The following is a 14,681-nucleotide window of genomic DNA, read 5'->3' on the forward strand; positions in this document are numbered from 1 at the left end:
AATCCACGACGGCTTCTTCTCAATCGGCGTCTGACTGTTACGAACCTCCAGCCGCAACAACTTCCGCCCGTCCGGGGTGGCGGTGGTCATGTCTCAGAGCTCCGTGTAGAGGGGGTGCTTCTTGGCGAGCAGCCCGACGCGGTCACGCAGCGACTGCTCCGTGGCCGAGTCGAGTTCGGGCCGCAGGGCGACGGCGATGATGTCGGCGACCTCGGCGAAGTCGTCGGCCTCGAAGCCGCGGGTGGCCAGCGCCGGGGTGCCGATGCGCAGGCCCGAGGTGACCATCGGCGGGCGCGGGTCGAACGGCACGGCGTTGCGGTTGACGGTGATGCCGACCGAGTGCAGCCGGTCCTCGGCCTGCTGTCCGTCCAGAGTGGACTTGACGAGGTCGACCAGCACCAGGTGGACGTCCGTGCCGCCGGTGAGCACCCGCACGCCCGCGTCGGCGCAGTCGGACTGCGACAGCCGCTCGGCGAGGATCTTCGCGCCGTCCAGCACGCGGCGCTGGCGCTGCGCGAACTCCTCGGAGGCGGCGATCTTCAGCGCGACGGCCTTGGCGGCGATGACGTGCTGCAGCGGCCCGCCCTGCTGGCCCGGGAACACGGCGGAGTTGAGCTTCTTCGCCAGCTCCTGCCTGGCCAGGATGAGCCCGCCACGCGGACCGCCGAGGGTCTTGTGCGTGGTGGTGGTGACGATGTCGGCGTAGGGCACCGGGCTGGGGTGCAGCCCGGCGGCCACCAGGCCGGCGAAGTGCGCCATGTCCACCATGAGCTTCGCGTCGACGGTGTCGGCGATGCGGCGGAACTCGGCGAAGTCGAGCTGACGCGGGTAGGCCGACCAGCCGCCGATGATCAGCTTCGGCTTGTGTTCGGCGGCCAGCCGTTCGACCTCGGCCATGTCGACGTGACCGGTCTCCGGGTCGACGTGGTAGGCCACGACGTTGTAGAGCTTGCCGGAGAAGTTGATCCGCATGCCGTGGGTCAGGTGCCCGCCGTGGGCCAGGTCGAGGCCGAGGATGGTGTCACCGGGGTTGAGCACGGCAACCATCGCCGCGGCGTTGGCCTGCGCGCCGGAGTGCGGCTGCACGTTGGCGTACTCGGCGCCGAACAGGGCCTTGGCCCGGTCGATGGCCAGCTGCTCCACGACGTCGACGTGCTCGCAACCGCCGTAGTAGCGGCGGCCGGGGTAGCCTTCGGCGTACTTGTTGGTCAGCACGGAACCCTGCGCCTGCAGTACGCCCAGCGGGGCGAAGTTCTCCGAGGCGATCATCTCCAGGGTGGACTGCTGGCGGTCCAGCTCGGCGTCGACCGCCGCGGCCACCTCGGGGTCCACAGTGGACAGGTTCTGGGTGAACGAGGTCATCGGGTCAGCCCTCCTGGGTGAGCGCGGCGTAGGCGTCGGCGTCGAGCAGGTCGGCGTCCCCGCTGGTGCGCACGGTGAACAGCCAGCCCTCGCCGTAGGGAGCGGAGTTGACCAGCTCGGGGGTGTCGGCGACGGCCTGGTTGACCTCGACGACCTCGCCGTCGACCGGGGCGAACAGCTCGCTGACCGACTTGGTCGACTCGATCTCCCCGCACGACTCGCCAGCGGTGACGGCCTCGCCCGGCTCGGGCAGCTGCACGAACACGACGTCGCCGAGCGACTCGGCGGCGAACGCGGTGATGCCCACGGTGGCGACACCGTCGGCCAGCCGCACCCACTCGTGTTCCTTGGTGTACTTCAGGTCCTGCGGAACGCTCATTGAACAGAGGCCTTTCAGCGCTTGTAGAAGGGGAGGGCGACGACCTCGACGGGAAGGTGCTTGCCGCGGATGTCGACGGACAGCTCGGTGCCGGGCTCGCTGTGCGCGGGCGGCACGTAGGCCATTGCGACCGGGTAACCCAGCGTCGGCGACAGCGCCCCGCTGGTGACCTCGCCGACGACCTCGTCACCGGCGAGCACGGAGTAGCCGTGCCGGGGAGCACGCCTGCCCTCGGCCCGCAGGCCGACCAGCGTGCGGGTGGCCCCGGCGTCCCGGCGGCGCTCCAGTGCCGCGCGGCCGACGAAGTCCGCTTCCTTCTCGAACTTCACCACCCGGCCCAGCCCGGCCTCGAACGGGGTCAGCTCGGCGGACAGCTCGTTGCCGTACAACGGCATGCCCGCCTCCAGCCGCAGGGTGTCGCGGCAGGCGAGACCGGCTGGCAGCAGGTCGTGCTGCTCGCCCGCCTTGGTCAGCAGTCGCCAGACGTCCGGCGCCTCGGCGCCGGGGACGTACAGCTCGAAGCCGTCCTCACCGGTGTAGCCGGTGCGGGCCAGCAGGACGTCGTGGCCCTGGACGGTGGCCGGGACCGACGCGTAGTACTTCAGCGAGTCCAGGTCGGCGTCGGTGACGGCGCCGACGATCCGCACCGAGGCGGGGCCCTGGACGGCGATCAGCGCCAGCTCCAGCGAGCGGTCGGTGACCTCGGCGTCGAACCCCTCGGCCCGCGCGGTCAGCTCCCGCACGGCGACCGCGGCGTTGCCGGCGTTGGCCACGACCATGTACTGCTCGTCGGCCAGCCGGTAGACGACCAGGTCGTCCAGCACTCCGCCGTCCTCCTGGCAGAGCATGGTGTAGCGGGCCCGGCCCGGCTTGACGCCGGACAGGTTGCCGACCAGCGCGTGGTCGAGCGCGGCCGCGGCACCCGGGCCGGTGATCTCGATCTCGGCCATGTGCGACAGGTCGAACAGGCCGGCCGCCTCGCGGACGGCCTTGTGCTCGGCCAGCTCACTGGTGTAGCGCAGCGGCATCGACCAGCCCGCGAAATCGGTGAACGAGGCACCGAGTCCGGAGTGGACGGAGTGCAGCGGAGACTGCGTGGACAAGCGGATCACCCTTCGAAGGAGGACGGCGGCGGGCAGGAGCACACCAGGTTGCGGTCGCCGCGTGCGCCGTCGATGCGGCGCACCGGCGGCCAGTACTTACCACGGCGGCGCACGCCTGCCGGGTAGACAGCCAGCTCACGGTCGTAGGGCCGGTCCCAATCACCCACCAGGGTCTCCGCGGTGTGCGGTGCGCCGCGCAGCGGGCTGTCCTCCACCGGCCAGCGGCCTGCGGCCACCGCGTCGATCTCGCGGCGGATGGCGATCATGGCGTCGCAGAACCGGTCGATCTCGCCCAGGTCCTCGCTCTCGGTGGGCTCGACCATCAGCGTCCCGGCCACCGGGAACGACATGGTGGGCGCGTGGAAGCCGTAGTCGATGAGCCGCTTGGCGACGTCGTCGACGGTCACGCCGGTCTCCTTGGTGAGCCCGCGCAGGTCGAGGATGCACTCGTGGGCGACCAGGCCGGACTGTCCGGTGTAGAGCACCGGGTAGTGCGGGGCCAGCCGGGCGGCGACGTAGTTGGCGGCCAGCACGGCGACCTTGGTGGCGGTGGTCAGGCCCGGCCCGCCCATCATCCGCACGTAGGCCCAGGAGATCGGCAGGATCGACGCCGACCCGAACGGGGCACCGGAGATGGGGCCGACGCCGGTGTCCGGGCCCGCGCCCGCGTCCAGCGGGTGGTTGGGCAGGAACGGCGCCAGGTGCTCGCGCACCGCGACCGGCCCGACGCCGGGACCGCCGCCACCGTGCGGGATGCAGAACGTCTTGTGCAGGTTCAGGTGCGAGACGTCGCCGCCGAACTCGCCGGGCTTGGCCAGGCCGAGCAGGGCGTTGAGGTTGGCGCCGTCGACGTAGACCTGGCCGCCTGCCTCGTGGACCAGGCGGGCGATCTCGCCGATGCCGTGCTCGTACACGCCGTGCGTGGACGGGTAGGTGATCATGATCGCCGACAGCGTGCCGGCGTGCTTGTCCACCTTGGCCTTGAGGTCGTCCAGGTCGACGTCGCCGTCGTCGGTGCAGGCCACGACAACCACGCGCATGCCGGCCAGCACCGCGGAGGCTGCGTTGGTGCCGTGTGCCGACGACGGGATCAGGCAGACGTCCCGCTCGGGCTGGCCGTTGGCGTGGTGGTAGGCGCGGATGGCCAGCAGGCCGGCGAACTCGCCCTGGCTTCCGGCGTTGGGCTGCAGCGACACCGTGTGGTAGCCGGTGACCTCGGCCAGCCAGTCCGACAGCTGCGTGACCAGCTCCCGGTAGCCCGCGGCGTCCTCGGCCGGGGCGAACGGGTGGATGCCGCCGAACTCCGGCCAGGTGATCGGCTCCATCTCGGTGGTGGCGTTGAGCTTCATCGTGCACGAGCCGAGCGGGATCATGCCGCGGTCCAGCGCGTAGTCCAGGTCGGCCAGCGAGCGCAGGTAGCGCAGCATGGCGGTCTCGGAGTGGTGCGCGCTGAACACGTCGTGGGTGAGGTACTCGCTGCGGCGCACCAGTCCCGCCGGCAATACGGCCTCGCCGGGCTCGGCGTGGGCCTCCAGCTCGAACGCCAGCAGCACCCGGCGCAGCGCGTCGGTGGTGGTCACCTCGTCGCAGGCGATCCGGACGTGGTCGGCGCCGGCCAGGCCGAGGTTGACGCCGAGGCGGCGGGCGTCGGCGACGACGCGCTCGGCGCGGCCGGGCACGTGGGTGAGCACGGTGTCGAAGAAGGCGCCGTGGACGACCTCGACCCCGCCGTCCCGCAACGCGGCGGCCAGGCCGGCGGCCAGGCCGTGGACCCGCTCGGCGATGCGGCGCAGGCCGGCCGGGCCGTGGTAGACCGCGTACATGGCGGCCAGCACGGCGGGCAGCACCTGGGCGGTGCAGATGTTCGAGGTCGCCTTCTCGCGGCGGATGTGCTGCTCACGGGTCTGCAGCGCGAGGCGGTAGGCCGGGGCGCCGTCGGCGTCGACGGACACACCGACCAGGCGGCCGGGCAGCGAGCGCTCCAGGCCGGAGCGGACCGACAGGTACCCGGCGTGCGGGCCGCCGTAGCCCAGCGGCACCCCGAACCGCTGGGTCGACCCGGCCGCGACGTCGGCACCGAACTCGCCGGGCGCGGCGACCAGCGTCAGCGCGAGCAGGTCGGCGGCGACGGTGTAGAGCGCGCCGGCGGCCTTGGCCGCGGTCGAGATGCCCTCGTAGAACTCCTGCTCACGCAGCACGCCGGACGCGCCGGGGTACTGCACGACGACGCCGAAGAACTCCTCCGGCAGGCCCTCGGCGAGGTCGCGGACGTCGACCTCGATGCCGACGGCCTCGGCCCGGGTCCGCACGACGGCGACGGTCTGCGGCAGCGTCTCGGCGTCGAGCACCACGGTGGCCGACTTGGACTTCGACGCCCGGCGCATGAGCAGCACGGCCTCGGCGACGGCGGTCGACTCGTCCAGCAGCGAGGCGTTGGCGGTGGCCAGGCCGGTCAGGTCGGCGACCATGGTCTGGAAGTTGAGCAGCGCCTCCAGCCGCCCCTGCGAGATCTCCGGCTGGTAGGGCGTGTAGGCCGTGTACCAGGCCGGGTTCTCCAGCACGTTGCGGCGGATCACCGCGGGGGTGACGGTGTCGGAGTAGCCCAGGCCGATCATCTGCGTCATCGGCCGGTTGCGGCCGGCCAGCGCGCGCAGCTCGGCGATGGCCTCCTCCTCGGAGGCCGCGACGGGCAGGTCGAGTTCGCGGCTGTCGCGGATGGCGGACGGCACCGCCGCCTCGACCAGTGCGTCCAGGCTGCCGTACCCGCACTCGGCCAGCATCTTGGCCTGCTCGGCCTCGGACGGGCCGACGTGTCGGGACGCGAACGGGCTACTCGTCACGCGGGAGCTCCTCGCATCGGGTGCGGGAGACCGTCTCCCGCAAGGAACTCCCCCTCTGTCATGGGCACCTGAGAGTTTCACCGTCTGTCGCGACGGCTTTCACCTTCGGTGAGGCGCATGGGCGCCTGCTTTCCAGAGTGGCCTGGCCTGGAGCGGTGTGGTACCTGAGAGATTGGCGGGGAGCTTGCTCCTTCGGTGCTCGTCCTGGGACGAGGCTCTCCCGCTCCGGCTCGTATCAGCCCGTTCTGTAGTTGTCTGTCTGTACCGTACGTGGTGTGCGCGGGGGGCGTCCAGCCGGAGGGAGCACGGATGAGGCAGCCACGAGCGGGATCACCTCTGTGGAAGCCCTTCGCCCTGGTCATGCGCGGCGTCGCGGCCGTCTACCGGGTGTCCGGCGGGCGGATCGGCGGGACACTGCGGGGCGCGCCGGTGCTGCTGCTGAACCACGTCGGCCGCCGCAGCGGCACCCGGCGGCAGACGCCGCTGCTGTATCTCACCGACGGTGACCGGCTGGTACTCGCCGCGTCCAAGGCGGGCTCGGACCGGCATCCGGACTGGTACCACAACCTGGTGGCCGCGCCGGAGACGTCGGTGCTGATCGGCCGCCGGGAACGCGCGGTGCGGGCCCGGGTGGCGTCGGCCGAGGAGCGGGCGGCGTACTGGCCGCGGCTGGTGGAGCTCTACGCCGCGTTCGACACCTACCAGCGGCGCACCGGCGGCCGTGAGATCCCGGTGCTGATCCTGGAGCCGCGCTGACCCGCCCGGTCCCGTGCCGTCTCTTGCCGCGGACACGTGGGCGAAAGCCCGGTGTTCGGGTGAAGGCCGAGTTTCTGTCGTCTCATGTGATGAAGGTGGCCTTCACGACCATCCCGCCCCGGCGTCGCGGCCTCACCAGTCACACCCGACCCAGCAGACCCAGCCGCCACCACGAAAGAGACCCAGCAAACTCCCCCAATGTGGCATTGGGGAACTTGAACTCCCCCAATGCCACATTGGGGGCACACAGCACCCGGACTTCGCCGGGGCCCTGGCTCGCTACAGCGGGGTGACGTAGGCGCCGGAGATGCCGCCGTCGACCAGGAACTGCGACGCCGTGATGAACGAGGCGTCGTCGCTGGCCAGGAACGCCACCGCCGCGGCGATCTCCTCCGGCTCGGCGAAGCGGCCGACCGGCACGTGCACCAGCCGGCGCGCGGCCCGCTCCGGGTCCTTGGCGAACAGCTCCTTCAGCAGCGGCGTGTTCACCGGGCCGGGGCACAGCGCGTTGACCCGGATGCTCTCGCGCGCGAACTGCACGCCCAGCTCCCGGCTCATCGCCAGCACCCCGCCCTTGGACGCGGTGTAGGAGATCTGCGACGTCGCCGCCCCCATCACCGCCACGAACGACGCCGTGTTCACGATCGAACCCCGCCCCTGCCGCCGCATGTGCGGCAGTACTGCCTTGCAGCACAGGTACACCGAGGTCAGGTTGACCTGCTGCACCTTCTGCCAGGCGTCGAGCCCGGTCGTCAGGATCGAGTCGTCCTCCGGCGGCGAGATGCCGGCGTTGTTGAACGCGACGTCCACCGAGCCGTAGGCGTCCACCGCGCCCTGGAACAGGGCCTCCACCTGGGTCTCGTCGGTGACGTCGGCACGCAGGTACAGGCCGCCGACCTCGTCGGCCGCCTGCTTGCCAGCGTCGTCGGCGACGTCGGCGATCACGACCTTTGCCCCCTCCGACGCCAGCCGCCGCGCCGTCGCCAGCCCGATGCCGCTGGCACCGCCGGTGATCACGGCGACCCGGCCGTCGAAACGCTGCACCATCAGTTGTCCTCCGATTCGGGCACGGAAATGAACACGTTCTTGGTCTCGGTGAACGCCTCCAGCGCGTCCGGGCCGAGTTCCCGGCCGAGGCCGGACTGCTTGAAGCCGCCGAAAGGCGTCCAGTACCGCACCGACGAGTGCGAGTTGACCGAGAGGTTGCCCGCCTCGACGGCCCGCGACACCCGCAGCGCCCTGCCGACGTCGCGGGTCCAGATCGAGCCGGACAGGCCGTACTCGGTGTTGTTGGCCATCGCCACGGCGTCGGCCTCGGACTCGAACGGCAGCACCGCCACCACCGGGCCGAACACCTCCTCGGTCGCCAGCGGATGCCGGATGTCCGGCGGCGTCACCACGGTGGGCGGGAACCAGAACCCGGGCCCCTCCGGCGCCCCGCCGCGGAAGACCACCGCCGCTTCGTCCACATAGGACGAGACGGAGGCGTGGTGGCCGGCGGAGATCAGCGGCCCCATCTCGGTGGCGTCGTCGCCGGGATCGCCGACGACCACGCCACGCACCGCCGGTTCCAGCAGTTCGAGGAACCGGTCGTACACCGTGCGCTGCACCAGGATCAGCGACCGGGCACAGCAGTCCTGGCCGGCGTTGTCGAACACCCCGTACGGCGCGGTCGCGGCGGCCTGCTCCAGGTCGGAGTCGGCGAAGACGATGTTGGCGTTCTTGCCGCCCAGCTCCAGCGTCACCCGCTTCACCTGCGCCGCACATCCGGCCATGATCTGCTTGCCCACCTCGGTGGACCCGGTGAACACCACCTTGCGCACGGCCGGGTTGCCGACGAAGCGCTGCCCCACCACCGAGCCCTTGCCGGGCAGCACCTGGAAGACGTCGTCCGGGATACCGGCCTCGCGGGCCAGCTCGGCCAGCCGCAACGCGGTCAGCGGGGTCAGCTCGGCCGGCTTGAGCACGACGGTGTTGCCCGCGGCGAGCGCGGGCGCGAACCCCCAGCCGGCGATCGGCATCGGGAAGTTCCACGGCACGATCACGCCGACGACACCCAGCGGCTCGTGGAACGTCACGTCCAGCCCGCCGGGCACCGGGATCTGCTTGCCTGCCAGGCGTTCCGGCGCGGCGGCGTAGTAGTGCAGGACGTCGCGGACGTTGCCGGCCTCCCAGCGGGCGTTGCCGATGGTGTGACCGGAGTTGGTGACCTCCAGCCGCGCCAGGTTCTCGATGTCGGCGTCGACGGCCTCGGCGAACCGGCGCAGCAGCCGCGCCCGGTCCCCCGGCGCGACCTTCCGCCACGCGGGCAGCGCCGCGTGCGCCCGGGCGATCGCGGCGTCGGCCTGCTCGGCCGTGGTCAGCTCGACCGTGCGCACCACCTCCTCGGTGGCGGGGTTGATCACGTCGAACGTCGTCATGCACTCTCCTTGCTCTCGCGGGCCGCGGTCACGAGTGCCGCGAACAGCCGCAGGTCGTCCAGGTTCTGCTCCGGGTGCCACTGCACGCCCAGCACGAACGGCCCATCGGGACGCTCGACGGCCTCGACCGTGCCGTCAGCGGCCCAGCCGACCGCCCGCAGGCCCTCCCCCAGCCGGTCGACGGCCTGGTGGTGGTAGCAGTGGCAGGCGGTCTCCCCGCCGAGGATCCGCGCGACAGTACTGCCCGGCTCCAGTCGCACCTTGGTGTCGCCGAAGACCGCGGGTTCCGGCTGATGGGCAGTGTTGCCGGTGGCTTCCGGCAGATGCTGGGTCAGGCTGCCGCCCAGCGCGACGTTGAGCACCTGCATGCCCCGGCACACGCCGAGCACCGGCATGCCGCGCTCCAGCGCGGCGTCCAGCAGGGCGAACTCCGACACGTCCCGGTCCGGCCTGCTGACCACGCTGGAATGCGCCTGCTGGCCGTACCGGGCCGGGTCGACGTCAGCGCCGCCGGTCAGCACCAGACCGTCCACACGCGACACCAGCTCGGCGTGCCCCGCCTCGACGGGCGGCAGCAGCACCGGCAGTCCGCCCGCCCGGCCGACGATGTCGACGTAACTCCGGTGCAGCACGGCTGCCGGGGTCGTCCACACGCCGAACCCGGCCACCTCCGAGTAGGTGGTCAGCCCGATGACGGGAACATCAGAGACGTTCGAACCCACGGACCCTCTCCCAGTCGGTGACCGCCGCGTCGAACGCCGTCAGCTCGACCCGGGCGGCGTTGAGGTAGTGCTCCACGACGTCGGCGCCGAACGCGGTGCGTGCCACCTCGCTGCCGGCGAGCAGGTCCGCCGCCGCACGCAGGGTGGTCGGCACGGTCGGCTTGCCCGAGGTGTAGGCGTTGCCGGTCAGCTCCTCCTCCAGCGCCAGCTCGTTCTCGATGCCGTGCAGCCCGGCGGCGATCAGCGCGGCGACGGCGAGGTAGGGATTGACGTCACCGCCGGGGACGCGGTTCTCCACCCGCAGCGACTCGCCGTGCCCGACGACCCGCAGTGCGCAGGTCCGGTTGTCGGTGCCCCACGCGACGGCGGTCGGCGCGAAGCTGCCCGGCACGAACCGCTTGTAGGAGTTGATGTTCGGGGCGAAGAAGTAGGTCAGCTCACGCAGGCAGGCCAGCTGCCCGGCGAGGAAGTGGTCCATCAGCGGCGAACGCCCGCCCGGGCCGTCGCCCGCCAGCACGGCGTCACCGCCCAGCGAGCGCAGGCTGATGTGGATGTGACACGAGTTGCCCTCCCGCTCGTCGTACTTGGCCATGAACGTGAGGCTGCGGCCCTCCTGCGCCGCGATCTCCTTGGCGCCGTTCTTGTAGATCACGTGGTTGTCGCAGGTGGCCAGCGCGTCGGTGTAGCGGAAGGCGATCTCCTGCTGACCGAGGTTGCACTCCCCCTTGGCCGACTCGACGTACATCCCGGCACCGCCCATGGCGTTGCGGATGCGGCGCAGCAACGGTTCCAGCCGCGCGGTGCCCAGCAGCGAGTAGTCCACGTTGTACTGGTTGGCCGGGGTCAGGCCGCGGTAGCCGGAGTTCCACGCCCGCTCGTAGGAGTCGTCGAAGACCATGAACTCCAGTTCGGTGCCGACGTAGGCGCCCAGCCCCCGGTCGGCGAGCCGGGCCAGCTGCCCGCGCAGCACCTGCCGCGGCGAGACCGGCACCTCCCCGCCGCCGACCCATTCGACGTCGGCCAGCACCATCGCCGTGCCCTCCTGCCACGGCACCAGCCGCAGGGTGGCCAGGTCGGGCCGGAGCACGCAGTCGCCGTAGCCGCGTTCCCAGGAGGAGATGGCGTAGCCGTCGACGGTGTTCATGTCGACGTCGACCGCGAGCAGGTAGTTGCACGCCTCGGTGGCGTGCGCGAGCACCTCGGACAGGAAGTACTCGGCCGCACAGCGCTTGCCCTGCAGCCTGCCCTGCATGTCGGTCATCGCGACGAGCACGGTGTCCACAGTGCCGTCGTCGACAAGGCGGCGCAGCTCGTCCACGGTCAGCATGCCTCGACGTCCGGCCATCGCCCACCTTCCTCCTCAATGGTCCTGAATTGAACCATTGATGTCCCTTGGTACCGGTTCACCCGGTCGGAAGTCAACCGGGCGCCCGGCGTCTTGACAAACTGGGGCGGTTGCCCCAACCTTCAGCAACTCCAAAGGACTGTTCAGCGACCCATTACGGCGGGAGTCCCCATGGCGGACAACAAGCACCGCGGACACGTCGAGTACAGCCAGGTCAGCGCCGACTACCTCCAGCACAGACAGCTCCGCCGCGGCGCCGCCGGGTGGATCCTGCTCGCCGGGCTGGGCGTCTCCTACGTCATCTCCGGCGACTTCGCCGGCTGGTCGTTCGGCCTGGACAAGGGCGGCTGGGGCGGTCTGCTGATCGCCACGGTGCTGATGGCCGTGATGTACGGCTGCATGGTCTTCGGGCTCGCGGAGATGTCCTCCGCGCTGCCGGTTGCCGGCGCCGGGTACGGCTTCGCCCGCCGGGCGCTCGGGCCGCTGGGCGGTTTCGCCACCGGGGTGGCGATCCTCATCGAGTACTGCATCGCCCCGGCGGCGATCGCGGTGTTCATCGGCGGCTACGTCGAGTCGCTGGGACTGTTCGGCCTGACCAACGGCTGGCCGGTGTACCTGGTCTGCTACCTGATCTTCATCGGGATCCACCTGTGGGGCGTCGGCGAGGCGCTGCGGGTGATGTTCGTGATCACCGCGATCGCGGTGGTCGCGCTGGTGGCGTTCGTCGTCGGCATGATCCCGAAGTTCGACGCGGGCAAGCTGTTCGACATGCCGGTGGGCGACGCCGTCGGCGCGAGCGCGTTCCTGCCGTCGGGCATCCCCGGCGTGCTGGCGGCGCTGGTCTACGGCATCTGGTTCTTCCTGGCCATCGAAGGCGTTCCGCTGGCGGCCGAGGAAGCCCGCGACCCGCGCAGGGACATGCCGCGCGGGATCATCGTGGCGATGGGCGTGCTCGTCGTGTTCGCCGCGCTGATCCTGGTGCTGGCGCCCGGCGGCGCCGGGTCCAAGGCCATCGCCACCTCGAACAACCCGCTGGTCGACGCCGTGAAGGGCGCCTACGGCGGGGACACCTGGCTCAGCCAGCTGGTCAACTACGTCGGCCTGGCCGGGCTGGTCGCCAGCTTCTTCTCGATCATCTACGCCTACTCGCGGCAGCTGTTCGCGCTGTCCCGAGCCGGTTACCTGCCGCGCTGGCTGTCGCGCACCGGCAGGCGCAAGACGCCACACCTGGCGCTGATCGTGCCGGGCACGATCGGGTTCGTCCTGGCGACGGTCACCCGCGATGGCGCGCTGCTGATCAACATCGCGGTGTTCGGCGCGACCGTGTCCTACGTGCTGCTGAACCTGTCGCACATCGTGCTGCGGCGGCGGGAGCCGGACCTGGAACGGCCCTACCGGACACCGGGCGGCGTGGTGACCACCGGCATCTCGCTGGTGCTGGCACTGGCCGCGGTGGTGGCGACGTTCCTCGTCGACGTGGTGGCCGCGGGCATCATGGGCGCCATCTTCGTGGCCGCGCTGGCGTACTTCTGGTTCTACAGCCGGCACCACCTGGTCGCCAGCGTGCCCGAGGAGGAGTTCGCCGTCATCGAGCGTGCCGAGTCCGAGCTGAGCTGACCGCCGTGAAGGCCACCCGCACGAGGGGTGGCCTTCACGGGTGCGATCAGCCGGTCACGTCCAGGTGGCCGGGGCGCGGGGTGGGGCGCGGCGCCTTGCCGCCGGGGCCGGGTTTGTCGCCGTCGTCCGGCTTGCTGGTCGTGGTGGTCGGCTTGCTCGGCTCGGTGCCGCCCTTGCCGCAGGTGGCCGACGCGATGTCGAGCGTCTGCGTCTTGCCGAGCAGCTTCACCGACACCGCCGTCACCGACAGCGAGTCACCGGAGCGGGTCTGCTTGTTGAGCACCAGTTCCAGCACCGGGGCGAGCGGGATGGTGGTGTTGGGACTGATCTTGTCCAGCTTGATCGTCCGGTCGCCGACCTTCAGCCCGGCGATGGACACCGATCCCTTGCCGTTCTTGCATTCCGCGGTGATGACGCTGGCGGCGACGTCGGGCACGAGGCCGAGGTCGACCGGCGCGTTCGGCAGCAGGCCGAGGTCGAGCGCGAGCCCGGCGACGCTGGCCTTGGCGTGCCCGGCGGACACGTCGGCGTTCAGCGCGCGGGCCTTGACCAGCGCGGGGCCGGAGGTGGGCAGGGCGACGGTGGCCAGCGACTCCGAGCCGCTGCCGCTCACCGACGGGGTCTTCGGGATGGTCAGCAGCCCGCCGGCGGCGATGGCGTAGGCGGAGTCGGCCGGGGCGGCGACGGCGGGGGCCGCGCAGGCGAGCACGGCGGCTGCCGCGACGGTCGCGGCAGCGGTCTTTCTGAGCGCGGTCAAGGGGTTTCCTCTCGGGGTTAGACGATGCTGACGATGGTGCCGAGCGGAAGCTCGACGAGACGTTCCAGCGCGTCGCGGGTCACGCGGATGCAGCCGTCGCTGGTGGCCTTGCCGACGAAGCTGTTGTCGGGCCACGTGTGGATGCCGACGGTGCCGGGGCCGCCGCCGAATGTCTCGTGCGAGTCCGAGTGGCTGCTCAGCGGCAGCACGATGGGGCTGTAGGTGTTCACGCTCTCCTCGATCGAGGCGAGAATGAACGCCCTGCCTGCCGGAGTCGGGTGCTCCGGCCTGCCGGTCCCGATGGTCCAGGATCCGGTCTTCCTCCCGGCTTCGAAGATCTCCAGCCGGAAGGCCGCGCGGTCGACGGTGACCGCGAAGTCGTTGTGCGCGGTCTCGACCGCGTCGGTGGTGGCGTGCAGCCAGCCGCTGGCCCCGTTGGGCCTGGTGGGCAGCAGCACGTGTGCCCAGTCGCCCTGCCTGGCGATGACCGGGACCCAGGTGGGCGAGCCGATCTGCTCGGCGGGCAGCGTGGCGATCGGCTTGCCGCCCGGTGCGTCGTGGACGGCGATGTCGGCCTTGGGGTGGACGACCTCGCCGCCGGTCTTGTCGGCGGGCGCCGGATCGAGCGGAGCGGCGGGGAGGTCGCCGAAGGTGTTGGCCAGCGGCAGTTTCGCCAGCGCGGCGGGCTCGACGGCGGGCGCCGGGGCCTGCTCGGGCTCGGCCGAGCCGCACGAGGTCAGCAGGATGAGCGCCGCACCGGCCAGCGTGAGCGCCAGCCAGCGGCGGAGGGCACGGGGGCGTGTTCGTATGCGGGTGTTCGACTCGTTTCTCAAGCGGCGTCCTTTGCGCAGTGTCGTCCGCAACTACCTGCGGGTGAAGCACGAAAGGGTGACCGGACGGGTTTGTTGGCACCACGTCGACGGCCTGCCATTGCTAACACCGCGATAACGCGTAAATCAACGAACACGCTCAGTGCACGTCGGCGAATCTACCAGCACTTTCCGTACATTTCCGCAGGTCGCGCACACCGCGATAGTTCACCCGATCGGGCAATTGTCAGTAACGCGGGATTTCGGCAACGGAAAGAAACCGGTCGATCCCGAGGCCGGAAAATGTCTCGCGGAAATGCACCCGAATGCCAGGCAACCTGGCCACCGAATCACACGGAGCGTATTGACGTCACCCGTTCGGGACCGTCAACACCCGCGCAAAGCACGTGAAGGCCACCTTCACCACATCTCACGTCAGGACCCCGGCAAAGTCGGGCGCCGGGCGTGAGCAAGGGAGCTTTACTAGCGAAGAACCTGGATCCACCGACGATGATGACGAATTGATCGTGTCGTAGACACGCAGATGCCCTCTGACCTGGGATTGTTGTTC

Annotated in this window: 12 protein-coding genes and 1 riboswitch; of the genes, 2 read left to right on the forward strand and 10 right to left on the reverse strand. The window is 70.9% G+C overall.

Going from position 1 to position 14,681, the window contains the following annotated elements; translation table 11 throughout:
- Positions 1 to 93: 93 nt before the first annotated feature.
- From glyA to gcvP, 4 genes are read right to left on the reverse strand one after another with little or no spacing between them, the layout of a single operon-like run.
- Positions 94 to 1,362, reverse strand: a complete 1,269-nt coding sequence (glyA, locus tag EWH70_RS35240) for a serine hydroxymethyltransferase (protein ID WP_130479943.1) — start codon at positions 1,360 to 1,362, stop codon at positions 94 to 96.
- A 4-nt stretch (positions 1,363 to 1,366) separates the two neighbouring features.
- Positions 1,367 to 1,741, reverse strand: a complete 375-nt coding sequence (gene gcvH, locus EWH70_RS35245) for a glycine cleavage system protein GcvH (RefSeq protein ID WP_130479944.1) — start codon at positions 1,739 to 1,741, stop codon at positions 1,367 to 1,369.
- Positions 1,742 to 1,755: 14 nt separating this feature from the next.
- On the reverse strand, positions 1,756 to 2,844 hold the full coding sequence (gene gcvT / locus EWH70_RS35250) for a glycine cleavage system aminomethyltransferase GcvT (protein ID WP_130479945.1): 1,089 nt from the start codon (positions 2,842 to 2,844) through the stop codon (positions 1,756 to 1,758).
- Positions 2,845 to 2,849: 5 nt separating this feature from the next.
- Positions 2,850 to 5,684, reverse strand: coding sequence for an aminomethyl-transferring glycine dehydrogenase (gcvP, locus tag EWH70_RS35255; protein WP_130479946.1), 2,835 nt, complete (start codon positions 5,682 to 5,684; stop codon positions 2,850 to 2,852).
- Between the two features lie 143 nt (positions 5,685 to 5,827).
- A riboswitch (glycine riboswitch) is annotated at positions 5,828 to 5,917 on the reverse strand.
- 76 nt (positions 5,918 to 5,993) lie between these two features.
- Between gcvP and EWH70_RS35260 the strand changes: the two genes are divergently transcribed.
- Entirely contained in the window at positions 5,994 to 6,440 is a 447-nt protein-coding gene (locus tag EWH70_RS35260) for a nitroreductase/quinone reductase family protein (protein ID WP_130479947.1), read from the forward strand.
- Positions 6,441 to 6,719: 279 nt separating this feature from the next.
- On the opposite strand, the gene EWH70_RS35265 is transcribed toward EWH70_RS35260, so the two are convergent.
- Genes EWH70_RS35265 through EWH70_RS35280 form a run of 4 tightly spaced genes read right to left on the reverse strand, consistent with a single transcriptional unit; the run spans position 6,720 to position 10,927 of the window.
- The gene (locus EWH70_RS35265; RefSeq protein WP_130479948.1) at positions 6,720 to 7,487 is read right to left on the reverse strand and encodes a 3-oxoacyl-ACP reductase; all 768 of its coding nucleotides are present in this window, start codon (positions 7,485 to 7,487) and stop codon (positions 6,720 to 6,722) included.
- Positions 7,487 to 8,860 (reverse strand): aldehyde dehydrogenase family protein, encoded by a 1,374-nt coding sequence (locus EWH70_RS35270; RefSeq protein ID WP_130479949.1) that lies wholly within the window; start codon positions 8,858 to 8,860, stop codon positions 7,487 to 7,489. The genes EWH70_RS35265 and EWH70_RS35270 overlap by 1 nt, the downstream gene beginning before the upstream one ends.
- A complete protein-coding gene (locus EWH70_RS35275; protein WP_130479950.1) occupies positions 8,857 to 9,582 on the reverse strand; it encodes a gamma-glutamyl-gamma-aminobutyrate hydrolase family protein in 726 nt (241 codons plus the stop codon). Before EWH70_RS35275 ends, EWH70_RS35270 begins: the two co-directional genes overlap by 4 nt.
- Entirely contained in the window at positions 9,563 to 10,927 is a 1,365-nt protein-coding gene (locus EWH70_RS35280; protein WP_205669403.1) for a glutamine synthetase family protein, read from the reverse strand. The genes EWH70_RS35275 and EWH70_RS35280 overlap by 20 nt, the downstream gene beginning before the upstream one ends.
- 171 nt (positions 10,928 to 11,098) lie before the next feature.
- Between EWH70_RS35280 and eat the strand changes: the two genes are divergently transcribed.
- Positions 11,099 to 12,544 carry an ethanolamine permease gene (gene eat / locus EWH70_RS35285; protein ID WP_130479951.1) on the forward strand — a complete coding sequence of 482 codons (1,446 nt, stop codon included), beginning with the start codon at positions 11,099 to 11,101 and terminating at the stop codon, positions 12,542 to 12,544.
- 46 nt (positions 12,545 to 12,590) lie between these two features.
- Here eat and EWH70_RS35290 read toward each other — a convergent pair whose 3' ends face one another.
- Both EWH70_RS35290 and EWH70_RS35295 read right to left on the reverse strand, forming a co-directional pair.
- Positions 12,591 to 13,301, reverse strand: a complete 711-nt coding sequence (locus EWH70_RS35290) for a choice-of-anchor P family protein (RefSeq protein WP_130479952.1) — start codon at positions 13,299 to 13,301, stop codon at positions 12,591 to 12,593.
- Positions 13,302 to 13,318: 17 nt separating this feature from the next.
- On the reverse strand, positions 13,319 to 14,134 hold the full coding sequence (locus EWH70_RS35295) for a L,D-transpeptidase (RefSeq protein ID WP_420809121.1): 816 nt from the start codon (positions 14,132 to 14,134) through the stop codon (positions 13,319 to 13,321).
- Between the last annotated feature and the right edge of the window lie 547 nt (positions 14,135 to 14,681).

Origin of the sequence: Amycolatopsis suaedae (assembly GCF_004214935.1) — a bacterium.
GTDB lineage: Bacteria > Actinomycetota > Actinomycetes > Mycobacteriales > Pseudonocardiaceae > Amycolatopsis > Amycolatopsis suaedae.

Bases quoted from the DNA above. Each gene is read 5' to 3' on its own strand.
- glyA (WP_130479943.1), bottom strand. From the start codon at position 1,362: ATGACCTCGTTCACCCAGAACCTGTCCACTGTGGACCCCGAGGTGGCC.
- gcvH (WP_130479944.1), bottom strand. From the start codon at position 1,741: ATGAGCGTTCCGCAGGACCTGAAGTACACCAAGGAACACGAGTGGGTG.
- EWH70_RS35260 (WP_130479947.1), top strand. From the start codon at position 5,994: ATGAGGCAGCCACGAGCGGGATCACCTCTGTGGAAGCCCTTCGCCCTG.
- EWH70_RS35265 (WP_130479948.1), bottom strand. From the start codon at position 7,487: ATGGTGCAGCGTTTCGACGGCCGGGTCGCCGTGATCACCGGCGGTGCC.
- EWH70_RS35270 (WP_130479949.1), bottom strand. From the start codon at position 8,860: ATGACGACGTTCGACGTGATCAACCCCGCCACCGAGGAGGTGGTGCGC.
- EWH70_RS35280 (WP_205669403.1), bottom strand. From the start codon at position 10,927: ATGGCCGGACGTCGAGGCATGCTGACCGTGGACGAGCTGCGCCGCCTT.
- eat (WP_130479951.1), top strand. From the start codon at position 11,099: ATGGCGGACAACAAGCACCGCGGACACGTCGAGTACAGCCAGGTCAGC.